This window comes from Gluconacetobacter liquefaciens, assembly GCF_003350405.1.
GTDB classification, from domain to species: Bacteria; Pseudomonadota; Alphaproteobacteria; order Acetobacterales; family Acetobacteraceae; genus Gluconacetobacter; species Gluconacetobacter liquefaciens.
On record NZ_QQAW01000008.1, the window covers coordinates 63,237 to 87,845 of the forward strand.

Annotated in this window: 17 protein-coding genes; 9 read left to right on the plus strand and 8 right to left on the minus strand. The window is 64.1% G+C overall.

The window, feature by feature from the left end:
• Window positions 1-14 precede the first annotated feature (14 nt).
• From C7453_RS13685 to C7453_RS13710, 6 genes are all read left to right on the plus strand, one after another.
• Window positions 15-1,019 (plus strand): FecR family protein, encoded by a 1,005-nt coding sequence (locus tag C7453_RS13685; protein ID WP_114728114.1) that lies wholly within the window; start codon window positions 15-17, stop codon window positions 1,017-1,019.
• A 171-nt stretch (window positions 1,020-1,190) separates the two neighbouring features.
• The gene (locus C7453_RS13690; protein WP_114728115.1) at window positions 1,191-3,743 is read left to right on the plus strand and encodes a TonB-dependent siderophore receptor; all 2,553 of its coding nucleotides are present in this window, start codon (window positions 1,191-1,193) and stop codon (window positions 3,741-3,743) included.
• A 244-nt stretch (window positions 3,744-3,987) separates the two neighbouring features.
• Window positions 3,988-4,506, plus strand: a complete 519-nt coding sequence (locus C7453_RS13695; protein WP_170143227.1) for a sigma-70 family RNA polymerase sigma factor — start codon at window positions 3,988-3,990, stop codon at window positions 4,504-4,506.
• 99 nt (window positions 4,507-4,605) lie between these two features.
• Window positions 4,606-5,640: a FecR family protein gene (locus C7453_RS13700; RefSeq protein ID WP_114728117.1), complete on the plus strand. Its 1,035-nt coding sequence runs from the start codon at window positions 4,606-4,608 to the stop codon at window positions 5,638-5,640.
• A 242-nt stretch (window positions 5,641-5,882) separates the two neighbouring features.
• Window positions 5,883-8,462 (plus strand): TonB-dependent siderophore receptor, encoded by a 2,580-nt coding sequence (locus C7453_RS13705; protein ID WP_245949040.1) that lies wholly within the window; start codon window positions 5,883-5,885, stop codon window positions 8,460-8,462.
• A gap of 231 nt (window positions 8,463-8,693) precedes the next feature.
• The gene (locus tag C7453_RS13710; protein ID WP_114728119.1) at window positions 8,694-10,043 is read left to right on the plus strand and encodes a PQQ-dependent sugar dehydrogenase; all 1,350 of its coding nucleotides are present in this window, start codon (window positions 8,694-8,696) and stop codon (window positions 10,041-10,043) included.
• Between the two features lie 9 nt (window positions 10,044-10,052).
• On the opposite strand, the gene C7453_RS13715 is transcribed toward C7453_RS13710, so the two are convergent.
• The 8 genes from C7453_RS13715 to C7453_RS13750 all read right to left on the minus strand — a co-directional run bounded on the left by C7453_RS13715 (window position 10,053) and on the right by C7453_RS13750 (window position 20,636).
• Window positions 10,053-11,684 carry a peptide ABC transporter substrate-binding protein gene (locus C7453_RS13715; RefSeq protein ID WP_211311070.1) on the minus strand — a complete coding sequence of 544 codons (1,632 nt, stop codon included), beginning with the start codon at window positions 11,682-11,684 and terminating at the stop codon, window positions 10,053-10,055.
• 25 nt (window positions 11,685-11,709) lie between these two features.
• On the minus strand, window positions 11,710-13,038 hold the full coding sequence (locus C7453_RS13720) for an NAD(P)/FAD-dependent oxidoreductase (RefSeq protein ID WP_114728121.1): 1,329 nt from the start codon (window positions 13,036-13,038) through the stop codon (window positions 11,710-11,712).
• A 31-nt stretch (window positions 13,039-13,069) separates the two neighbouring features.
• Entirely contained in the window at window positions 13,070-14,080 is a 1,011-nt protein-coding gene (locus tag C7453_RS13725; protein WP_245949041.1) for an ABC transporter ATP-binding protein, read from the minus strand.
• On the minus strand, window positions 14,073-15,086 hold the full coding sequence (locus tag C7453_RS13730; protein ID WP_114728123.1) for an ABC transporter ATP-binding protein: 1,014 nt from the start codon (window positions 15,084-15,086) through the stop codon (window positions 14,073-14,075). The genes C7453_RS13725 and C7453_RS13730 overlap by 8 nt, the downstream gene beginning before the upstream one ends.
• A complete protein-coding gene (locus C7453_RS13735) occupies window positions 15,083-15,919 on the minus strand; it encodes an ABC transporter permease (protein ID WP_211311071.1) in 837 nt (278 codons plus the stop codon). The genes C7453_RS13730 and C7453_RS13735 overlap by 4 nt, the downstream gene beginning before the upstream one ends.
• Window positions 15,920-15,956: 37 nt before the next feature.
• A complete protein-coding gene (locus tag C7453_RS13740; RefSeq protein WP_114728125.1) occupies window positions 15,957-16,916 on the minus strand; it encodes an ABC transporter permease in 960 nt (319 codons plus the stop codon).
• Window positions 16,917-16,941: 25 nt separating this feature from the next.
• Window positions 16,942-19,299, minus strand: a complete 2,358-nt coding sequence (locus C7453_RS13745; RefSeq protein WP_245949042.1) for a TonB-dependent receptor plug domain-containing protein — start codon at window positions 19,297-19,299, stop codon at window positions 16,942-16,944.
• A gap of 395 nt (window positions 19,300-19,694) precedes the next feature.
• Window positions 19,695-20,636 carry a 2-hydroxyacid dehydrogenase gene (locus C7453_RS13750; RefSeq protein ID WP_114728217.1) on the minus strand — a complete coding sequence of 314 codons (942 nt, stop codon included), beginning with the start codon at window positions 20,634-20,636 and terminating at the stop codon, window positions 19,695-19,697.
• A 213-nt stretch (window positions 20,637-20,849) separates the two neighbouring features.
• Between C7453_RS13750 and C7453_RS13755 the strand changes: the two genes are divergently transcribed.
• The 3 genes from C7453_RS13755 to cysG all read left to right on the plus strand — a co-directional run bounded on the left by C7453_RS13755 (window position 20,850) and on the right by cysG (window position 24,550).
• Window positions 20,850-22,130 (plus strand): NAD(P)/FAD-dependent oxidoreductase, encoded by a 1,281-nt coding sequence (locus C7453_RS13755; RefSeq protein ID WP_245949043.1) that lies wholly within the window; start codon window positions 20,850-20,852, stop codon window positions 22,128-22,130.
• 157 nt (window positions 22,131-22,287) lie between these two features.
• Window positions 22,288-22,962: a GntR family transcriptional regulator gene (locus C7453_RS13760; RefSeq protein WP_245949044.1), complete on the plus strand. Its 675-nt coding sequence runs from the start codon at window positions 22,288-22,290 to the stop codon at window positions 22,960-22,962.
• 160 nt (window positions 22,963-23,122) lie between these two features.
• A complete protein-coding gene (cysG, locus tag C7453_RS13765) occupies window positions 23,123-24,550 on the plus strand; it encodes a siroheme synthase CysG (RefSeq protein ID WP_114728129.1) in 1,428 nt (475 codons plus the stop codon).
• The last annotated feature ends 59 nt before the right edge of the window (window positions 24,551-24,609 follow it).

The window sequence follows — 24,609 nt, forward strand, 5'->3', positions numbered from 1 at the left end:
GCACACCCCGCCATATGCACGCAATGAACACCCCGCCGCCCCCCGAAGACGATCCACGGGCCGTATCCGAAGCGACGGATTTCCTCGTCCGTCTGGCGGACACCCCTGCGGACGCTTCGCTGCATGCGGCCATCCAGTCCTGGCGCCGGCAGCGCCCGGAGAACGATGCCGCATGGGCCGCCATGCGCACCGTCTGGCACCTCACCGGAGAACTCGGGCCCGTCCTCCTGCCGCTGGACCCGTCAGGCCCCGTCGCCGGGCAGATCCCGGCCCGCCGCCCGCCCACATCCCGGCGGCGCGTCACGCTGGCCGCCACCGCCGCCCTGTCCCTCGGCATCGCTCTCCTGTTCGGCGGCGACATCCGCCTCGCCCTGCTGGCCGACGCCACGACCCGAACCGCCGAAAACCGCACCATCACCCTGCCCGACGGCAGCACGGCCACCCTGGGCGGGCGCTCAGCCATCGCCCTGCACTACACCCCCCGGCAGCGACAGGTGGAGGTCCTGGCGGGCGAAGTCTTCTTCACCGTCCGGCACGATGCCGACCACCCCTTTATCGTGACCGCCGGCCGCCTGACGGCGCGCGACATCGGCACCCGCTTCGATATCGACAGGGCCGACACGCGCATCACGCTGGCCGTCAGCGAGGGCAGCGTCGGCGTCTCCTGCGGCGACCCGCGCATCCCGGAGAAACGCCTGACCGCCGGCGACGTCATCGCGGTCGATCCCCGCACCGGCCATGCGACGATAAGCCGGGAAGATCCCTCTGCCATCGGCTCATGGCAACAGGGCCACCTGCTGGTCAGCGACGCCACGGTCGCCTCGGTGGTCCAGACCCTGCGCCGCTATTATCCCGGCATCATCCTGTCCTACGGTGCGGCCCCCGGCAGAGCCCACGTCGCCGGAAACTACGACCTGTCGGACATTCCCGGCGCGCTTCACGCCGTCGCCGCCCCCGCCCGGATCGGCGTCACCCAAATCGGCACACAAATCCTGATATTGGGCGGCACACAGCGCTGACGCACTGACAGCGGACATTTTCCGTCCTCCCTCTTCCCTCCATCCCCTCCGCCTCTTCTTTTTTCGTGCCACCCGCCTGTAAATCCAGCGCCCTCGTTCTTCTCATTATCAGGCAAATGCGAGTCATTTGCATATAAACGCGACACACGAGAAAACGGAGCGGCTTCCAGAATGATTTCCGGGCAACACGGCACCAGGCGCATCATCAGGCACTGGCGATATTACCTGATGGTCGGCATTGCCCAGACGGCATTCTCACACGCAGCGCCGACCTTCGCCTCCCCCACCGACATGACCCAGTTGGCCGCCCAGACCCGGGCCTTCAATATTCCTGCCCAGCCTTTGGCAACGGCGCTGGCTGCCTTCGCCCGGCAATCCGGCCGGCAGATGTCTTACGACCCCGCCATCACCACGGGCGTCACCGCACATGGCGTCTCGGGAACCATGGCGCCGGAAGCCGCACTCGCCACGCTGCTCGCTGGCACACCGGTCCATTTCCACCGGCTGAACGCCAGCACGCTGGTGCTCGACCGCACGACGTCTTCCACCATCACCCTCGGCCCGGTCCGCGTCGGCGGTGCCACCACCCATCAGGACCCGACGGGCCCCGGCATCGGCTACGTCGCCGAAAACACCCTGGCCGGCACAAAGACCGATACTCCGATCACCGAAATCCCCAATTCCATCTACGTCGTCACGAAACAGCAGATGATCGACCAGCAGCCGCAGAACGTGCAGGAAGCCCTGCGCTACGTCGCGGGTGTCCGTACCGAGGGTGCCGGAACCTACGGCGATGCGTCCCCCAATACCGCCGGCTCCATCATGCAGCGCGGTTTCGATACGAAGCAGTTCGTGGACGGCCTGCTGACGGAATCCACCAGCGCGGGCGAAACCGCCTTTCTCGACCGGATCGAAGTCGTCAACGGCCCCGCCTCCGTCATGTATGGTCAGTCCAATCCGGGCGGCCTGCTGGCAACGAGCCTCAAGAAACCCACCGACACGCCCCTGCATCAGGTCTCGCTCGGCTTCGGCAACTGGGGCCGCTACGAACTGACGGCCGATGTCAGCGACAAGCTCACGCAATCGGGCAATGTCCGCTACCGCGTGGCCGCCATCGGCGTCACTCAAGGCACGCAGACCGACCATATCGATTATCACCGCGTCGGCGTCCTGCCATCGATCACATGGGATATCGACCCCAGGACATCCCTGACCCTGACCGGCATGTACATGTACACCCCCGGAAACGGCGTCGGTCTGGAATATCCGCTTCTCGGCACAATGCTCCCCCTCGATGGCAGGCGGATTTCCAGAAGCACCTATTTGGGCCTGATCAATGCGAACACCCAGTCTTCGAAAGACGCGATGTTCGAATATCAGTTCTCCCACAGATTCAATCGTTTCATCAGCTTCCGGCAGGTCTTCCGCTGGGAAAACAGCAACGACAGCAACAACAGTTTCTATTATGATGGCACAGGCTCCCCCGGTCAGGTCTATCTGCAACCATGGTGGACGCAGGACAGAAACACGACCACTGGCCTCGATACCCGCATTTTCGGCAAGTTCGATACCGGCCCGCTCCAGCACACTTGGGTCGTCGGGTCAGATTTCCGGATGTTCGACTGGGATTTCCTGTCAACGTCGGACAAATCCGGAAACGAGCCGCTGGTGGACGCCTTCACCAATCCCACGTCACATTATGTTCCCTGCTACAGCGCCCTTTCCGGCTGCACGGTCAGAAATTCCGTCTCACGCTTCAACTATTTCCAGGAAGGCGTCTATTTCCAGGACCAGATCAAGTGGAGGGGCCTGTCCATCCTGCTCGGTGGCCGACAGGACTGGGTGAATTATGGAGCGAAATATGAAAACTACTCGACCACCAATGCCGAAGGGATGACGTCTTCACAGTCCGGCGCCAGCCGGGCCGCCCCCCAGCCGCAAAGCGCCTTCACCTGGCGGGCCGGGCTGGTCTATACACTTCCGTTCGGCCTTTCCCCCTATTTCAGCTACGCCACATCCTTCATTCCCCAGAATTCGACCAACTGGCAGGGCCAACCCTTCGCGCCCCTGACCGGCCAGCAATTCGAAGCCGGCCTGAAATACAAGGTTCCCCACCGCGACATCCTGCTCACCGCGTCAGCCTTCCATATCGACGAAAATCATTACCTTATCAGCGACATCACCCACAGCGGCTACCAGTACGACGGTGGCCGGGTCCGCTCCCAGGGTGTCGAGGTCTCCGCCAACGCGAACGTGACCCGCGATCTCAGGCTGGTGGCATCCTACACCTTCACCGATCTCCGTTTCGCCAGGACGAACAAGAGCGCGAAACGCTACGATCCCTACACCGATTCATCCTATGGCGATGCGCTCTCGCAGCAGGGCATGTCCGTCCCCAACATCCCACGCAACATGTTCTCGCTCTTCGTCGACTACACGTTTCCCATCCGTGCCCTGCGCGGCCTGGGCATCAATGGCGGCATGCGCTACACCGGCACCACCTACGGCGACAGCGTCGAATCCTTCAAGACGCCTGCCTATCTCCTGTTCGACATCGGCGCGCACTACGATCTCGGCCATGCAACGTCCGTCCTGAAAGGGCTGAAAGCCCAGATCGCCATCTCGAACCTGACCAACAAATACTACACGGTCTCCTGCACGAGCTGGGCCTGCAACCTTGGTCAGGGCCGCAAGATCTACGGCAATCTGACCTATAACTGGTAACCGTACCCGGCAGGGACGGCCTTCTTCTCCCTGCCCTCCGAAAAATGTCCGGCCAGGGGCACTCCATGCAAGACGGCCAGCCCCACCGGTTTTTAAGGGGCCACCTCAAGATTTTTCCACCACCACCCACCCGGCCGAATAACGGTTGCAGTTAAGAAAAACTCGCAATACACGAAACCCATCCCGGCATGCGACATCATCGGGAAACCCCAGCGGGTCACAAGACGCCAGAAAGCATGGAGCGGTGGAAGAGTCACAACAGATCGTGGATGTCTATCTCAGCCACCGCGCCCGGTTCGTCGAGGTCGCCGCCGCCATCGTCGGCTGCCGCGCCCGCGCCGAAGATATCGTGCAGGACGCCTTCCTCAAGGTCACCACGGCGCAGAGGCAGGGCATCGCGATCCAGCACCCCCTGCCCTACCTGTTGCAGGCCATCCGGCGCCTTGCCATCGACCGCCTGCGTTTCGGGCGGGTCCGCAACGAAGAGGATATCTGCAACAGCGCCATCCAGGGCCTGCTCGCCGATCCCCTTTCCCCCGAATCCCACGCCGAAAGCCGCGAGGCACTGGCCATCGTCGAGCGCGCCCTCGCCACGCTTCCCGCCCGCACCCGGCTGGCCTTCGAGATGAAGCGCCTCGGCGGCTGCAAACTGCGCGAGATCGCCGAAACCCTGGATATCTCGATCGTCCGGGCCGCGCAGTTGATCAACGATGCGATGGCCGCATGCCAGCAGGCGCTCGATGACACCGCAGCCGGAAACTGAACCGCATACCTTGAAAAACGCCCGCCTTCCCCGTCTCCCTGACAAGACGGCAGCCCGCCCGCCGCAAACCCATCGGATAGTGAACCGCTCGTGGTCCCTATGACAGACACCCCTTCCGACCAGAACGACGGGCCGACCACGGAGGCCAACATGTGGGTCATCCGCCTGACCGAGGACCCGGACGACCCCGCCACACGCCGCGCATTCGCCGCCTGGCATGGCGATGCGCCCGCGCATGCCCAGGCCTGGGCCAGGGCGCTCCGCGTCTGGCAACTCACCGGCGCCCTCAGCCCGGCCCTGCTCGCCCTTCCCGTGGTCGAAGCGCCGCCGGCCACCAGTTCCCCCACCGTCACGCCGCCCGGCAGGCGCCGGCACCCATCCCCTCGCGCTACCCGGCGGCGCCGTCGCACAGCCCTTTCCCTGGCCGCGGCTGCCTGTGTCGCGGGCCTGTTCGTCCTCCCGGATATGCAAATCGCCCTGCGGGCCGATTACACCGCCCCTACGGGGCACGACCGCACCATCACCCTCGCCGACGGCAGCATCATCACGCTGGGCGCGAAATCGGCCATCGCGGTGCATGACCGCCCGGAGGGCCGGGACGTGACCCTGCTGGCCGGCGAGGCCTTCTTCCAGGTCCGGCACGACGCCCACCGCCCCTTCACGGTGCATGCCGGCACCCTGCGCGCGCGCGACATCGGTACGCGCTTCGATATCCGCATGGACCGCGCGGAAATCCGCGTCGGCGTCCAGGATGGCACGGTCGGCATCTCCACCGCACCGAACAGCCCGGAAACGCGCCTCGGCAGCGGGGACGAAATCCGGCTGAACCGCGCCACCGGCACTTTGACGCAGGACCAGGTCGCCCCCGACACGATCGGTTCCTGGACCACAGGCACCCTGGTCGTGGCCGACGACACGGCCGATAACGTCATCGAAACGCTCCGGCGCTATTACCCCGGCTTCATCGTGACATGGGGCGGCACGCTCCGCTCCCGGCATGTCGGCGGGGTATACGACCTGCACAATATCCCCGCTGCCCTCCGTGCCGCGATCCTCCCCGCAGGCGGCCATGTGCGCGCAATCGGCCACCAGATCCTCCTGGCCACGACGGCACGCACGCCCACCGACCGATAACCCGCGCACCTCGAAAAGCACGATGACCGGACCCGGAACAAAACCCGGAGACAGAACCCCGAAACACAAACCGGAAAAATCTTCGCACCGTCGCCCTTAAAAAACGAACAGCGTCCCCGTCCTTCTTTCAAATGCGATGCATTTGCATATTGGAGACATGACGCCCCATGGACCACCGCCCGCCAGTCCGCCCGCTTCCTTCGCCGACTCACCCCGTACCTCCGAGGCAAAACCGCGCCACCTTGCTGGCCGCCTCTTCCGCATTGATCCTCGCCGTCACAACCGCCCAGGCCGCCCCGCACGGTACGGACAGCCTCCCCCTCCCGGCCGGCACTTCCATCCCCCAGGCGGCTTCCAAGGCCACCGGCCGCGCCTACGCGATCCCGCCGCTGCCGCTCGGCCAGGCTCTCGCCGCCTTCGGCCGACAGGCCGGCATCCAGGTGACCTACGCACCCGCGCTGATTGCGGGAAAAGCCGCCCCCGCGCTCTCCGGCACCATGAGCCGCGAAGCCGCCCTGCAACATCTTCTCTCACCGTCAGGTCTGTCGTTCCGCTACGCAGGCACCGACACGATCGTCGTCCAGAACGCCTCGTCCTCCAACATCACGCTCGGCCCGGTCCGCGTCGGCGGCGCCACCACCCATCAGAACCCAACCGGGCCCGGCATCGGCTACGTGGCCGAAAACACCCTGGCAGGAACGAAAACCGACACCCCTCTGACCGAAATTCCCAACTCCATCTATGTCATCACCAAACAGCAGATGATCGACCAGCAACCCCAGAACGTCATGGAAGCCCTGCGCTACGCACCGGGCATCTCGACCGAAGTTCTGGGCGGCTATACCAACGGCGCGGCAACGGACAATAATAACGGCGGCATTCTCCAGCGCGGCTTCACAACATCCCAGTTCGTCGACGGCATCCGTTCATATTCCAACAGCGCGGCCGAAACCGCCTTTCTCGATCGTGTCGAAGTGTTCAACGGCCCGGCATCCGTCATGTACGGCCAGACGACACCGGGCGGCATGATCGGCATGAGTCTCAAAAAACCCACGGATACCCCCCTGCGTCAGGTATCGGTGGGCTTCGGCAACTGGGGGCGATACGAGGCAACCCTCGATGTCAGCGACAAGGTGACCCGATCAGGCAACGTGCGCTATCGCATCGCCGCAATCGGCGTCACACAGGGCACGCAGACAAACCATATCGATTATCATCGCGTGGGCGTCCTGCCATCCATCGCCTGGGATATCGACCCCAGGACATCGCTCACCCTTGTCGGCAGCTATCTCTATACGCCCGGAACAGGAACAAACAACATACAGCTCCCCCCCTCCGTGCTGCTGAACACGCAGGGACTCGGACGGATTCCACGCAGTCGCTTTTTCGGCGATGCAAGCTGGAATACATCAGGCGCGAAAGACGCGATGTTCGAATATCTGTTTCGGCATGATTTCAACCGCTACATCCAGTTCAGTCAGACGCTGCGTTGGGAACAATCCCGAACCAACGACAAATATCTGTCGAGCGGCGGCGGAATGATCGATTCCGAACTTCTGTCACGCGGCGCCTATGACGCACAATCTGTCGATTCGACGATCGGGCTGGACAGCCGCATCGGCGGAAAATTCGATATCATAAACATAAAGAACACATGGATCGTTGGCTCAGACTTCCGGCAATACACAAGCAACGGCGGGAACCATTGGGATGATACCCCTGGCAGCAATGGATATCCGGGCGTCGACGAAGAAACCATCGTCAATGTCTACAACCCCATAAGCGATTATATCCCCTGCATGAACCCACGGTCTGCGGAATGCCTCAACGGCGGATACCACAGCAACACCACCCTCTTTCAGGAGGGCGTCTATTTCCAGGACCAGATCAAATACAAACGCCTCAGCATCACACTGGGCGGCCGGCAGGACTGGGTCAATTATCACGGAAAGACACAATACTGGAACAACGAGAACGCAAGCCACCAAAGCACCGTCACCAGTTCAAGCAATGACGTCCCACGTCCCCAGAACGCCTTCACATGGCGCGCGGGCCTGACCTATACCTTCGATTTCGGCCTGACGCCCTATTTCAGCTATTCGACATCCTTCGTCCCCCAATCGCTCGGTGGTTCGGGCAGAGGATGGGACGGAAAACTGTTCGATCCCCTGACCGGCAAACAACTTGAAGCCGGACTGAAATACCAGACACCAGACCACAATGTCATGCTCACCGCCGCAGCCTTCCACATCGACGAGGACCATTATCTGGTCACCGACCCCGTCCACACGAATTACTCCGCCGATGCCGGCCGGGTAAGATCGGAAGGATTCGAACTCTCCGCCAACGCCAACGTCACCCACGATCTGAAACTTGTCGCGTCCTATACATACGACAACGCCACATATCTCGACACAAACGAATCCAGCGAACAGAATTTCGCCGACGGCACAAATGGCGCCCTGGTTTCCCAGAAAGGGAAATACATAGAATCCGTACCAAGAAACATGGTTTCAGCCTTCGCCGATTACACGCTACCAGGCAAAGTGTTCAGAGGCTTCGGCATCAATGGCGGTTTGAGATATGTCGGCTCCACCTATTCCGATGCCGTAAACAGCTTCAAGATACCCGATCGTGTTCTGTTTGATATCGGCGCCCATTACGATTTCGGCCAGGGCATCCCCATGCTGAAAGGTCTTCGTGCCCAGGTTGCAATATCGAATCTCACGAACAAATATTACATCACGTCCTGCGGCGGAACCTATTCCTGCTATCTGGGACAGGGCCGAAAAATTTACGGAAACCTGACTTATAACTGGTGATATTTCCGGATTTTCAATAAAAACCCGGCTCCATCTCCCCCCGGCTCCTCATGCCCAGCCAACATTAAACGCAGCCATTCCCGACATATGGCACCGGGGGATGAACAGGCAAGATGCACACTATCAGGCGCCATCCAGACCATCCCTCCGCAACCACTTGGCGATCCGCGCTTTTCATTCCGACCGGCTCCGCTTACCGTTCACGGAGCCACAGAATGCAAGGCCGCCCTCATGACCCGTTCCCAGATCAGGCTTCTCGTCGCGACCACCGCCGTCACCGCGCTGCTGGTGGCAGCCGGCTACCGCGCGGTCGTCTCGCCCGAGGAAGCCCGGCAGACGGTCGCGGCCGGAACCGGCCCCCACCCCGTCCTGCCGCCGCCCAACCCCACCTTCATGCCCACGGTCAACATCGCCACGCCCGTCGGCTGGCAGGGCACGCAGGCCCCGACCCCGGCGGCGGGGCTGGCGGTGCATGCCTTCGCCACCGGCCTGGACCACCCCCGCTGGCTGTACAAGCTGCCCAACGGCGATATCCTGGTGGCGGAATCCGAGTCCCCCGGCACCGACATCAAGACGGTGAAGAACCGCATCGCCGGCCTGGTCATGGGCCAGGTCGGCGCGGGCGGAAAAAGCCCCGACCGCATCATCCTGCTGCGCGATACCGACGGCGACGGCATCGCCGACCAGCGCAGCGTGTTCCTCGACCACCTCTACTCGCCCTTCGGCATGGCGCTGGTCGGCGACACGCTCTACGTGGCCAACGCCAACGCGCTGGTCCGCTTCCCCTATCACGAGGGCGAAACCCACATCGACGCACCGGGCGAGAAAGCCGTCGACCTCCCGGCCGGCTACAACCACCACTGGACCAAGAACATCCTGGCCAGCCCGGACGGCAGCACCCTCTACGTGACCGTCGGCTCCAACAGCAACGTCGCCGACAACGGCATGGAGGTCGAGGAAGGCCGCGCCCGGATCGACCGGTTCGACATCGCCACCGGCAAGCTCACCCCCTACGCCACCGGCCTGCGCAACCCCAACGGGCTGGCGTGGGAGCCCAAGACCGGCGCCCTGTGGGTCGCAGTGAACGAACGCGACGAAATCGGCAGCGACCTGGTGCCCGACTACATCACGGCGGTGAAGGAGGGCGCGTTCTACGGCTGGCCCTACAGCTATTACGGCCAGCATGTCGATGTCCGCGTCAAGCCGCAGCGGCCCGACCTGGTGGCCAGCGCCATCGCCCCCGACTACGCGCTCGGCCCGCACACCGCCTCGCTCGGCATCGCCTTCTCGCAGGACAGCAGCCTGCCCGCGGCCTGGCGCAATGGCCTGTTCGTCGCCCAGCACGGCTCATGGAACCGCAAGCCCAAGAGCGGCTACCGCGTCATCTACGTCCCCTTCACCGACGGCCACCCCGACGGCACCCCCCGCGACGTGCTGACCGGCTTCCTCACACAGGACGAAGACCACGCCCACGGCCGCCCGGTCGGCCTGGCGCTGGACAAATCCGGCGCCCTCCTGGTCGCCGACGATGTCGGCAACACCGTGTGGCGCGTCACCGGCACGGACCAGAAGACCGACTGACGCGCCCTTTCAGGCCCAGTACCACGACCGGATATTCCAGCAGTTCGACCGCACGTTGATATTGCTTTTATATCCGACCAGCGCGGATTTGACCCCTTCGATCGAACTGCGCTGGTAAAGCGGCAGAACCGGCAGGTCATGCCGGATGACGGCCTGGATCTTCCGGTAGATCTCGCGCCGCTTCATCCGGTCCTGCTCATGCATCCCCGCAACCATTAGTTCGTCGGCGACGGTGGACGCGTACTGGAAGACATTGCTGCCCACGCCCCCTCGCGCCACCGACTGGTGGCTGTCGAAATGCAGCGAGCATTCCGGATCGGACCCGACCATGAAGTCGATCTCCACCAGCGCGCTATCGAACTGCGAATGGGTCCAGCGACTGCCCCACGTAATGGCGGGCGGCGCGTCATGCAGCGTCATGGCGGCACCGATCGTCTTCCATTGCGCCTGCATCACCTGCTGGATCTGCTGGCGCAGCGGATCGCCCGAGGTCGAGGAATTGCCGAATTCCAGCCGCACACCATCTCGACTGCGGATTCCGTCCCGGCCCGCCACCCAGCCCGCCGCATCCAGCACCGCCCGTGCCTGCGCCGGGTCATGTCGGTGCGCCGGCAGGTCCGGATTGAACCAGAAGGATTCGCGCGGCACGTACGATTCACTCACATGCGGCAGCCCTTCAAGCAGGATCGAAATGATCTCCTCCTTGTCGAGCGCCAGATACAGCGCCTGCCGCACCGCCAGATCCTGAAATTGCGGCCGGCCGAGATTAAGCGCGACGACACCGGCGGCGGCGGCAGGCGCAATCTCGATGCGGCGCCCGGCCGGCAGCGCCAGGGCCTCCCGGTATCGGTCCGGCGCAATACCCTGCATTCCCAGATAATCGATCGCACCGACCTCAAACTGGGTAAAAAGTGCGGTCTGATCGGGGATGTATTTAAAGATCAGCGTCTCGACATGCGGCTCCTCGGGCCGGTAGTAACGCGCATTGGCCAACAGTGTGATCTGGTCGCCAGGCACCCGGCTCCCCCAGCGGAACGGCCCGGTGCCCACCGGCTGCTGCGAGAATGCCGAGGCGCTCCAATTATGCTCACGTGCTAGAAGATGCGCCGGCACGACGAACATGTTCGCAAGCTGCGACAGATACGACGCCGAGCTTTCCTTCATCCGCCAGGTGATTTCCGTCGGACTCACCACCGTCACATCCGCGACCAGTTCATGCCCGGCGCGCGAATAGGCCGGAAAATCCGGATCGTGCAGCAGTCCGAGCGTAAAGCGCACATCCTCGGCCGAAAAGGGCGCCCCGTCATGCCACGCCACATCCGCCCGCAGCCGGATCCGCCAGAAGGTTCCGTCTTCCGAAATGCCGCCATTGTCGGGCGTCGGAATATCGGCCGCAAGCTCCGGCACGAACTGGCCCGTCTCGTCAATCGACCAGAGCGGACTGAACAGATTCATAAGAAGGCCGTCATCAACCTCGATATGCGGAAACAATGGATTGAAGACGGTCGGCTCCTGTGACAGCCCGACGACGATCCCGCCGCGCCGCCCACGCGGGGCCGCCCGCGCCCGCCCCGCCAACCCCGGCAGCGCCACCGCGGCACCCAACCCGCCCACGAATGCCCTGCGGCCCAGAGGATGCATCAACGCTCTCCGCACGGAGCCGGCCCTAGAACCCGACATCGATCTGAAGTTTCGAGCCATCGGTAAAGCGCGACCAGCGGAAAGGCACCGGATCAACAACCGGGTCCGCCCCCGTCGCCAGATCGGCGGCCAACTGCCCTGCACCCGGCCCGATCCCGAAACCATGGCCCGAGAACCCGGTCGCCACGATCAGCCCTTCCACACCCGGAACCGGGCTGATCGTGGGCACGGCATCGGGCATCACGTCGATCATACCGCCCCATGTCTGCACCACCTTCATCCCCGCTGCCTTGGGAAACAGGCTCAGGAACGCTTCCTCGGCCTGTTTCAGCAATGCAGCAACCGGCTTGGGGTCCAGCGTGCGCACCTGCTCGAAGACGGTCGCCTGATCCATCGCCCAATGCCGCTTCTGCCGCAGCGCCTCGATGAAGCGATGATCCAGCCGGGGTTTGAGCGCCCGCCGTTCGGCGCGCAACGCAGGCAGAAATTTCGGCAGGAACCGGATCGTATCGGGCACGATCGGCGCCACGACGGTACCCGACTGCGCGAAATTATACCCCCCGTCATCGCGTTTGCGAAACGCGACCTTCCCCGTATAGGCACTCACGTCCGGAAGCCCCGCGATTGGCGAAGTCCGTGCCACCGAGGCCAGTACCTTAAGCTGCGGCAAAGTCAGGTCATGATTGCCCAGCAGCAGCCGCGACCACGCCCCACCGGCAACGACCACGGCATTGCAGGCAATACGCCCTTTTTCCGTAAACACCCCCCGCACCTGCCCGCCCGCGATATCCAGCCCCCGCACGGCGGTCGATTGCAGGATATGCGCGCCACGCGCCCGCGCTGCCGCCGCAATGGCCGGCGCAGCCTTCTGCGGCTCGGCGCGGGCATCGGTCGCGTTATACAGCGCGGAACGGAAGCTGCGCGTCGCCCCCGGCAGCAGCGCCGCGATTTCCGACGAACCGATCACGCGCGACCCGGTCTGCCAGATCCGCGCATTCTCCGCCCAGCGTTCATGCCGCGCCTGATCGGCTTCGGTCAGCGCCACCGACAGCACGCCAGTCACCTTGAAGCCGGTATCAGCCTGTTCGAGCGGCCCCAGACCATGCCAGATCCGCATGCTCTCCAGCATCAGCGGAATCTCGCGCGCATCGCGACCGTTCTTGCGCACCCACCCCCAGTTGCGGCTGGACTGCTCGGCGCCGATCACGCCTTTTTCGCACAGGGCGACGGCAATGCCCTTGCGGCTCAGCGCCAACGCCGTGCTGGCCCCGACAATCCCTCCCCCGATGACGACGACATCGGTAGAGGCCGGCAGGGTCGTATCGCTCTCGATGGTGACGACTTCAGGTCCCATGTTCACTGTTCCGATTGCAGAGGGTGAGAGATCAGCAGCAGGATTGCCCCGCAAGCGGCCCGTCGATCACCAGGTCGTCGCGCAGGCAGGCGGTCATGTGCCCCCCTTGCAGCGTGCGGACGGGCGGCTTTTCCACGGCACAGGCCGGCATGGCGAATGTGCAGCGCGGGCGGAAGGCACAGCCCCCCGCCATACCGGCATCCTCCGCCACCGGCTGGACCGCGAGCAGCGACGCCGCCGAACTGTCCGGGGCCGGGGCGGCGTTCAGCAGCATGGCGGTATAGGGGTGGCGCGGCCGGGTAAACATCGCCACCGTCTCGCCCAGCTCGACGATCCGCCCGCGATACATCACGGCGATCCGGTCGGAAATAATGCCGACGACGGGCAGGTCATGGGCGATGAACACGATCGCGATGCCCAACTGCTCGCGCAGGTCCATGAACAGATTCACCACCTGCGCCTGCACCGACACATCCAGCGCCGACACCGCCTCGTCCGCCACGACCAGCGCCGGATCGAGCATCAGCGCACGGGCGATATTGATCCGCTGCCGCTGCCCGCCGGAGAATTCATGCGGATACCGGTTCAGCAGCGTGGCGGGCAGGCCCACGAGGTCCAGCGCCGCCACCAGCTTCCGCCGATCCTCGGCCGGCGTCCCGGTCAATCCGTGCAGCGCCAGCGGCGTGCGCAGAAGCTGCTCCACCGTCATGCGCGGGTTCAGCGACGCATAAGGGTCCTGGAAGATCATCTGCGCCCGCCGCCGGAATCCCCGGCGCTGCACGCGGTCCATGGTCAGCGGATCGACCCCGTCGAACAGCACCTGTCCGAACGAGCGCGTCAGGATATCCATGGCAATCCGCCCGGCCGTACTCTTGCCCGATCCGGATTCCCCGACAATCCCCAGCACCTCGCCCCTGCCGACAGTGAACGATATCCCGTCAAGCGCGACGAAAGCCTCTCCCTTGCCGAACAATCCTTTCCTGCGCGGATAGATTTTCGTCAGGTTGCGCACATCCAGCAGCGGCGCGGTCGGGTCAGCCACGGGCGATCTCCTCCCAGCGCACGCAGCGCACCTCATGCCCGCTCCGCGCACTCTCCAGCGACGGGCGAAAACCGTCGCACACCCCCGGCCGGAAATGTGCGCAACGCGGATGAAAGGTGCAGCCCTGCGGCCGGTGCCTCGGGTCGGGCACATGCCCCGGAATGGTCGGCAGCCTCTGGCGCCGGGCCAGCACGGCGTCATAGGTCGGCACGGTGCGGAACAGCACGCGGCTATAGGGCATCAGCGGGCTGTCCAACGCATCGCGCACCGGCGCGTTCTCGACCACCTGCCCGGAATACATCACCACGATCCGGTCCGCGACCTGCGCCACAACCCCGATATTATGGGTAATGAAAATGATCGCCATGCCCATTTCCGCCTGAAGCCCCCGCAGCAAGGCCAGGATCTGCGCCTGCACGGTCACGTCCAACGCGGTGGTAGGCTCGTCGGCGATCAGCAGCCGGGGCCGGCAGGCCAGCGCGATGGCGATCATGACGCGCTGGCGCATGCCGCCGGAAAGCTGGCCGGGATAATGCGCGACGATCTGCCCCGGATCGCGCAGCCCCACCCGCGCCAGCATCTCGATCGCCATCGCCTGCGCCTGCCGGCGGGTCAGCCCGTCATGGGTCATCAGCACTTCGGCAATCTGCTCGCCGATGGTCAGCACCGGGTTCAGGCTGGTCATGGGGTCCTGGAAGACCATGCTGATATCGCGCCCCCGTATGGCACGCATGGCCCGGTCGGGCAGCGCCAGCAGATCGACGGCATTCTCCCCGTCCCGGCGAAACAGTGCCTGCCCCGAGACCACCGTACCCGCCCCGGCCGGCAGCAATCCCAGCAACGCCATGGCGGTGACGCTCTTGCCGGAACTGCTCTCGCCGACGATGGCCACGGTCTCCCCCGCGCCCACATCGAAGCTCGCCCCCTCCACCGCCGGAATGTCCGGGCCGCCCCCCTGCGCGAACGTCACCGCCAGCTTGCGTACCGAAAGAATGGGCCCGCTCATGCCCGGCGCCCCTGCCTGGGGTCCACCGCGACGCGCAACCCGTCACCGATGAAATTCAGCCCGATCACGGCGACGGCAATCACCAGTCCGGGCAGAATGGCCAGCCACGGGTCCGGCCGCAGATATTCCTGCGCGTCGTTCAGCATCGCCCCCAGGCTGGGCTGCGGCGGCTGGATGCCGTTGCCCAGATAGCTGACATACGCCTCCATCAGGATCGCCCGCGCCACATTCAGCGTCGAAACGACGATGATGGCACCAGTAATGTTCGGTAGCAGTTCGCGCAGCAGCATATGCGCGGCCGACGCCCCCATCGCTTCCACCGCAACGACGAACTCCCGCCCCCGCAACGCCCGCACCTGCCCGTCCACCACCCGCGACACCTCCATCCAGGCCACCAGCGAAACGATCCCCACGATGGTCAGCGCCCCCGGCTGCCCGAAGGAGGCCAGCGTCAGCAGCAGGAAGATGGTCGGAAAACACAGCACGGAATCGACAATCCGCATCAGCACCCGCCGCGTCCACCCACCATAGAACCCGGTCAGCCCGCCCGTCAGGCACCCGGTCAGGGTACTCAGCGCCATAGCCGACAGCCCGATCAGCAGCGAGGTCCTGGCCCCCACCAGCAGCCGCACCAGCGTATCCCGCCCGATCTCGTCAGTCCCCAGCACATGGCTGCCCGACAGAGGGGGCAGAAAACGATGATGCAGGTCGATCTCCAGCGGATCGAAGGGCAGCAGCAGCGGCAGCACCACGCAGGCAAAGGCCAGCACCACGACCATGACCATCCCGGTCGAGGCGGTGCGGATCTTCATGAGGCGACGAAGCGTATTCACATCACGACCCCTTCAGAGACGTCTCGCATCATCCCCCTCACTGGCGCGACACGCGCAGACGGGGGTCGGCGACGGCATAGAGCGCGTCGGTCAGGATGCTGCCGAAGGTCGCCAGTACGGCGGAGAACATGAGAATCCCCATGGCCACCGGATAGTCGCGATATTCGAGCGAATCGAGAAACAGCCGGCCGATCCCCGGCCAGGTAAACACCGTCTCCGTCACCAGCGCCCCGCTCAGCAGGGTCGGAAACTGCAACCCCGCCAGCGTGATCATCGGCAGCAGCGCATTGCGCAGCACATGCCGGTAGCGAATACGCCGGGGCGACAACCCCTTGGCCCGCGCGGTGCGGATGTAATCCTGCCCCAGCACCTCCGCCACCGCATTGCGCGTATAACGCGACCATATCGCGGTAGAGCCAAGCGCCAGCACGATCGCCGGCAGAAACAGATGCCGCAGATAATCACCCGGCGAAAAAGCCCCGCCCACCGTATGGATGTTTCCCGACGGCAGCCATCCCAACCGGACGGAAAACAGCGAAATGAATACAAGCCCAAACCAGAACGTCGGGATCGACAGCAGCACGACGGACAGTATCGTCATCATCGTGTCGCCTCGCGATCCCTGGCGAAAGGCACCATACACCCCCATCGACGCCCCGGCCCACGTCGCCAGCAGGCTGGCAGTGCCGGCAAGTTCCAGCGTCGCTCCCAGATGCCCGAAGATGATGGTCAGCACCGGCTGATGGTCACGGAACGAGCGCCCCCAGTCCCCGAACAGCAACCCCTTCACCCAGACAAGATATTGCACGGGCAACGGCACATCGAGCCCCATCTGGTGCCGGATCATCCCCAACTGGGTCTCCGTCATCCCCGGCGAGAGCGCGAACTGCGCAAGCGGATCGCCGGGGGCAAGATGAAGCAGCAGAAAACCGGTGACAGAGACGATCGCCAGGGTAACGACCATGCGGGCGAGCCGGGAGACGAACGTATCTGTCATCGCATGACCTCGGAACCTGCCACCTTCAGAGTTTCAGATTGACCTGAAAATAGTAATATCCACCGTTGAAGCCGATCTGCTGGATATCATAATCATACATCGCCGTTCCGATATAGCGGAAATCCTTCGGTATTTTCCTCTGCTTTTCGTTTCCGACATTATTCGCCCCCAACGCCACCCGCCATTGCGGGTTGATCTGGTAGGCAATCATCAGGTTGGTCTGGAAACGCGGGCTGTCGACATAGCGCATGAACTGCGTGTTCGAGTAAGCCAGCGGGCCGACATAATATTCCAGTTGCGACGTCGCGCGGCCGTAGCGGATCTCATGCGCGGTGAAATCCCATTTTCCTACATGCCAGTTGCCGCCGAAGATCAGCTTGTTCCGTGGGGTGTAGGACGTGATATAGCCCTGCGTCTGGGCGTTGATCAGGTCCTTGCCTGTACCGTCCTTGTTGATCTTGAGAATATCGGTCTGGTTGAAATTCGCCGCAAGATCCCAATCCACCGCCCCATACCGCCCCAGATCGGTGCGATAGGACGCCGTGATATCCATGCCCCGCGTCCGCGTATTGGCGACATTGGAAAAATACTGCGCCTTCACCGCCGAAGCCACGAGGCCCGGCGGCAGGCCGAAACCGCCGGCATTCAGCGCATCGATCGCCGTCTGTCCGTTATAGACGCCACCGACCATGATCCGGTCCTTCAGGGTGATCTGGTAGGCATCGAACGTGATATGCAGGTTACGGATCGGGTTCAGCACGAAACCGGCACTGAAACTGGTCGAGCGTTCGGGCTTCAGCGGTCGCGCGCCCAACTGGCGGGCAGCGACGGAATTCACGGGCAGGAAGCCGCTGGCACCGGTAGGCGAAACCGCCAGGCTGGACCAGTTCTCTTCCGCCAGCGTCGGCGCACGGAATCCGTTGCTGATCGTACCACGCAGGCTGAAATATTTGTTGAAATCGTAGCGCGAGGACACTTTCCCGGTCTTGGTGTCCCCGGCATCGGTGTAATGCTCGAACCGCCCCGCCAGATCGATCTGCCATTTCGGCAGAAGCTGCGTCGACAGGTCGATATAACCCGCCGTCACGTCGCGATTGCTGTCCGAGGCATTCTGCGGGCTCAACCCATGGTCGGCCGCAGGCCCCGCACCATACCACGCACCGAATTCACCGGCACCGATATGGTAGCTGTCATAACGATATTGCGCGCCGATCGCGAAATTCAGCGGCGCTGCCAGCAACGGCACATGGAAAGCGTGGCGCAGCCCCGCATCCGTCGTCCACTGGGTGTTGCTCAGCGTCATCATCTTGTTGAAGCGGGCAGGCGACGAACCGAAATCGGCGATCAGCGACGGGTTTTCGGTATTCAGCATCCCGATTGTCGCCGAATCCCCTCCATAGGTCATACTCACGTCCCAGTCCCAGTCGAACTTCGTACCGCGAAAACCCACCGTCACGCTGTAATCATTCTCGCCAAGCGTGATCTGCGGACTGAATCCGTAAGGGTACATCGACGGCATGACGGTCGATGGCCGGTAATACTGCATGCTCTCGCCATCGCGATGCCCGAAGGTCGAGAACGAATACAGCTCTATGCCGGGCGTGATGTGATAGCCCATGTTGTAGCCGATGGTCTCGCGCATCTGGCGCGGATTGCCCAGCACGAAATTGTCCTTCACGCCCGTGCGGTTATCCACCCCGTCGCGCGCCGTATGGTCCATATATTTGAATTCGGCATTGAGATCGAAGAACCCGCGATCAGCCAGCGACGTCCCCCAGTTGATGGACTCGCCCGAGGTAAAGCCATCTCCCGCATAATACCCGCCATTGATGGCCTGCGCCTGAATCCCCCTGGTATCATGCTTGAGGATGATGTTGACGACACCTGCAATGGCATCGGATCCATATTGGGCGGCCGCGCCGTCCTGAAGAATCTCGACATGGTCGACGGCAGAGACCGGAATCAGGTCGATATCGACCGGACTCGTACCCTGCTGTGGCCCCTGGAAGGTCGAAAGCACCGCCGTCGTATGCCGGCGCTTGCCATTGACCAGGATCAGCGTCTGGTTCGGTGTCAGTCCGCGCAGGCTGATCGCGTCCGTCATGTTCGAATTGCCGATATTCATGTCTGAACGGGTCATCGACGGCGCAAGCTGGATCAGCGCATCGCGAATATCGCTCTGGCCGGTGGCGGCAAGCTGCTTCGCGGTCACCACCTGAATGGGGCTGACGCTGCTCCGCGCCGTCTGGTGCGGGTCGCGCGTGCCGGTCACGATCACCTGCTCGTCGGCAGCCGGCAGGTCGGCGGCATGCGCCGCCTGGGCCAACGCACGGCCTTCCGGATAAAACTGGTTCACGCCGAGAAGAATCGTAGTTCCGAGCACGTAATGTCTTAGGCGAGGCATAGACGTATCTCCGATACAGGGAGGCGGCGCGGAAACGACCTGCCGTGAAAAGGGGACTGACGAGTTCTGTATGCCGGATAAAGGGAACACCCCTCAGATCCACCATCGATTTCGCTTTTCAGTATGCCCAGATTAGGAAGCACACCCCCAGCTGTCTATCTATTTTTTTATCGAAATGATCAGAAACCCTCATCTGATCGTCATGAAATTATCTATCTTCCTGAAATCCCGACAGAATCAGCCCGTCCGGAATATCAGATTCAGTATGCCGGAATAGCTGTCCGGGCACGCGCCGCATGAAATCCGGCGACAAAAAAATTCCGGTCAAGAAACGTTCAAGCCGCCGCGCATGCAGGCTGCGGAAAATCGGCAGATCAATAACCCCGCTCAGGCCGATAGCGCAGCTTCGCCTCCTCACCCCGCAGCACGGCTCGAATCACCTCCACGGCATGGACGGCCTTGGCGGGCCGCGATGCCTCGGCGGCAGCATGCGGCGTAATGATGATTTTCGGATGCGCCCACAAAGGGTTCTCCGGCGCCAACGGTTCGGGCGCGAACACATCCAGCACCGCTCCATCGACCTGCCCTGCATCAAGGGCTGCAATCAGGTCCGCCTCGGCCAGATGACTGCCCCGGCCCGCATTGATCACACAGGCCCCGCGCGGCAGGGCCGCAAACGTGCGGGCTCCCAGAATGCCCCGCGTCTCCGGGGTCGAGGGCAGCAGACAGACGAGGATATCGAGCCCGCCCAGAAACGGCAGAAACCCGTCCTCCCCTGCATGGCAGGCCACACCGGGCACATCATGCCGCGACCGCGCCCAGCCCGCGACCCCGAACCCGGCCCCGACCAGCCGGGTCGCCACTTCACGTCCCAGATTGCCCAGCCCCATGATGCCGACCGTCATGTCCCCGGCCAGCCGGTTGCCGGCGAACGGCAGCCATTCATGGTTCGCCTGGGCATTCCGCCAGGTCCACGCACGCCGCAGGCAGCACAGGCTGGCCCAGAGTACATACTCCGCCATCTGCGGGCCAAGTTCCGCATCGCCCATGCGATAAAGCGGCACGTGCCGGGGCCACTCCGGGTCGCGGGTAATATGGTCGACTCCCGCCCCGCTGCTGATGATAGCTCGCAGCCCCGTCATGCGCCGCAGCACCGCCCCTTCGGGTTCCCAGGCCAGCACGAAATCGACCCGCTCGGGCGCGGCACAGGCATCCGCCCACCCCACCACCTCCAACTCCGGCATCAGGCGGGCAAACGCCGCCTGCCAGTCCGGCAGCACCGCAGCCCCACCAGACTTGACGGCAAGACATGTCATGAGAGCCCCCGCGTCATCTTTCACCGATACGGTATACTGAAACACAGACAGGCGTCGAGTCCATTCCGGAAGCGAATCCTTGAATCTACCTTTTCTTTTATATCACTGAGAAAGATTCCATACCGGATTTGCAAAACCCGCATCGCCCCCCCTTTTCAGTATACCAGAATGCGGTCTAAACAGGTCGGACAACGGCAACCGGTCCCACATGACATGACATCGCCCCAGACTACCGGCCAGCATTACGATGTCGCCATCGCCGGCGCGGGCATCATCGGCCTGGCCACTGCCCTTTTCCTGCGCGAACAGGGCCTGTCGGTCGTGGTCTTCGACAAGGGCGCGGCTGCATACGAGCAATCCAGCCGCAACTGGGGCTGGATGCGCACCATCAGCCAGGACATGGCGGAACTCTCCCTGGCCCTCGAAAGCCGCCCCCTCTGGCGCCAATGGGCACAGGAAGCCGATTTCGGCTTCCGGCCATGCGGCCTGCTGTCCCTGGCCACCGATGGCGGGGAGTGGTCCGGCCTGCGCTCGTGGCTGGACCACGCGGCCGGTCGTGGCCTCGATGCAAGAATCGCACAGTCTGAAGAAGTCGCGCGCCTTCTGCCGCAATTCCGCCGCCCCTGGGCCGGTGCCGTGTTCGCGCCCGGCGATGCTGGCATCGAGCCAGACCAGGCCATGCATTTTCTCGAACGAAAGGCCCGTGCTGCCGGCGTCGCGATCGTCACCGGCAACGCCGTCAAGCGCATCGACATCAGCGGCGGCAGGGCAGTCGGCGTGCAGACCGAAACCGGCTTCGTGGCGGCGGAAAAAATCGTGATCGCGGCCGGCATCTGGTCCCGCTGGCTGTGCGCCACGCTGGGGATCGTGCTTCCGCAATTGCGGGTCACGGCTTCGGTCCTGCGCACCACGCCCGTCGAAGGCGGCCCCGAGGTCAACGTTGCCTCAAGCCGCTACTGCCTTCGCCGCCGCAGCGACGGCGGCTACACGGTCGCCCGCCGCAACTCCTCCCTCACCCACGTCACGCCGGACTCGCTGCGCTTCATGCGCCAGTATCTGCCCAACTACCTCAGGCAGAAACAACTCCTGCGTGTCCGCATGGGGATGAATTTCTTTCACGAATGGCGGCAGGAACGGCGCTTCGGCCCCGGCCGTCCCAATCCGTTCGAGGATTTCCGCACCTGCGACCCGACACCGGACATCGACACGCTGAAGGAAACATTCGACCACCTCAAGGAAGATGCTCCCATCTTCCGTTCCGCGCGGATCGCGGGCACCTGGGCCGGTACCATCGACGTCCTGCCCGACGCCCTGCCGGTTCTCTCTTCCGTCGCGCGCTATCCCGGCCTGTTCCTGGCCACCGGTTTCTCGGCGCACGGGTTCGGCATCGGCCCGGCTTCCGGCCGCCTGATGGCGAATATCATCACCGGCACGGCCTCGGCCACCGCCGCCGCCCCGTTCCGGTTGGACCGTTTCCACCTCAATGGCGACTGAAAGGCTGTCCGCCGACAGCCTCCGAAGCCGCACGCTCCTGCCCACGGCGCTTTGTTGTTCCCACCGCGCGTCTGTGGCAAAGCCGAAAGGGCGACGGACGGGGGAGACGCAACGCATGACAAGGGCCGAACGGTGCGCAGAGCCGGCGGAGAACGGCATGAACCGCCATTATACGGGCGAGGAACTCTATCTCATCCTCCGGCAGGACCTGATCAATGACCGCACCCCCGGCGGCACGGTCCTGCAGGAAAACGAGATCGCCACCCGGTACGGCGTCAGCCGCACCCCGGTGCGCGAGGCGCTGCAAAGGCTGCACCAGGACAATCTGATCGGCCGCAAGGGCCGCTTCTACACGGTCGCCCAGCCACCGCTGGAACGCATCCGCGAACTCTATGAGTTTCGTGAGGCGATCGAAGCCAGCACCATCGTCCTGTGCTGCCGCCGGGCCGGCGACGAGGTCCTGCGACAGATCCACGACATCGTGGAGCAGCAGCAGCAGGCCGCCGACCAGCGCCGCTACTACGATTACGAACGTCTCGATGCCCTGTTCCACGTCGCCATTGCCAACGGCGCGGAAAACCGTCTCCTGGCACACCAGCTCGAAGTCAGCTACGACCAGATCTGGTTTTCCAGGGTCGGCAACCTGGTCTCGCTCCAGACATATTCGGTCGACGGCACGATCGCCGAACACCGCCGCATCGTCGACGCCCTGATCCGCAGGAAGGAAGACGTCGCAAAGGCCGAAATGATCAGCCACCTGCGTGCGGCCATCGATATCAGCGAACGCTCCGTGAGCAGCCGCGCGAAGCGCCCGAAGAAAACGCCGGCCTGACCATCGCCGCCCTGCCGACACGATCCTCCGCCCCCTTGTCGTCGGTCGGCCGGGTTCCGACCTTGCCATCGTCGGGGATTGAAGGCACCAGTCCCCCGACGAACACACAGGACACGGGCAGGACGGCACCGGCAATCCGTCCCCCCACAGGAAGCACGCCATGACCGCATCGGACGAACCGGGCTGGTTCCCCATCGCCCTGCGCCTGCGCGACGCCAGGGTCCTGGTGGTCGGCGGCGGCGGGATCGCCCTCAACAAGGTCCGCCTGCTGCTGGCCCACGCCGCGCGGATCGAAGTCCTTGCCCCTACGCTGGACGATGCGCTGACGGCCCTGCGCGACACCGGAGACATCCACCACATCCCCGCCGAAGCCGCCCCCGACCGGCTCGATGCCCTGCTCCCCGGCTGCCGGCTGGTCTACGCCGCGACCGACGACCGCACCGTCAACCGCGCCGTCGCCGCCCGTGCCGACGCACTGAACATCCCGGTCTGCGCGGTGGACGACCCCACGCCCTCCAGCTTCATCACCCCCGCCCAGATCCATCGCGGCCCGGTGCGGATCGCCATCTCCACCGGCGGTGCCGCCCCGGTCCTCGCTCGCCGCCTGCGCGAGCGCATCGAGGCCGCCATGCCCGCCGGGCTCGACGGACTGGCCCGCTTCCTGCGCGACGCCCGTGGCCACGTCGTCACACGCTGCCCCGACATCGACCGCCGCCGCCGCGTGTGGGAAGCCTTCCTGGACGGCAGAGGGGCCGAAGCCGCCCAGCGCGGCGACACCGAAACCGCCCGCCAGATCCTCGACCACCTGCTGGACGACACCCCCGTCACCGGCGAGGTCTGGCTGGTCGGCGCCGGCCCCGGCGACCCGGACCTGCTGACGCTGCGCGCATTGCACCTGATGCAGAACGCCGATTCCGTGCTCTACGACCAGCTTCTCCCCCCCGACCTGCTGGACCGCGTGCGGCGCGACGCCACGCGGGTTTTCGTCGGCAAACAGCGCGACCGCCACACCATGCCGCAGGAGCAGATCAACGCCGAACTGATCCGCCGCGCCCGCGGGGGCGAGCGCGTGCTGCGCCTCAAGGGCGGCGACCCGTTCATCTTTGGCCGGGGCGGCGAGGAAATCGAAGCCCTGATGCAAGCCGGCATCCCTTTCCAGGTCGTACCCGGCATCACGGCGGCCAGCGGCTGCGCCGCCTATGCCGGCATTCCGCTCACCCACCGCGACTGCGCGCAATCCTGCCTGTTCGTCACCGGCCACGCCCGCAAGGACGGCACGCTGGACCTGCCGTGGGCGCGCATGGCCGACAGCGGCCAGACCATCGCCATCTATATGGGCGTCAGCGCCCTGCCCGACCTCTGCGCGATGCTCGTCCGCCACGGCCTGCCGCCGGACTGGCCCGCCGCGATCATCGAACGCGGCACCCGCCCCGACCAGCGCGTGCTCACCGGCACGCTAGACACCCTGCCCACCCTTGCCCGCGCCAACAGCGTCGGCAGCCCGGCGCTGATCCTGGTCGGCGAAGTCGTACGTCACCGGGTCATCTCTTCTTCTTTTTCTGAAGAAAAAGAAGCAAAAAGACTTTGATTCGTTCAAAGACTTTTCCAGAAATGGATACTCATCTTCCGAACGGAACAGACCAGACG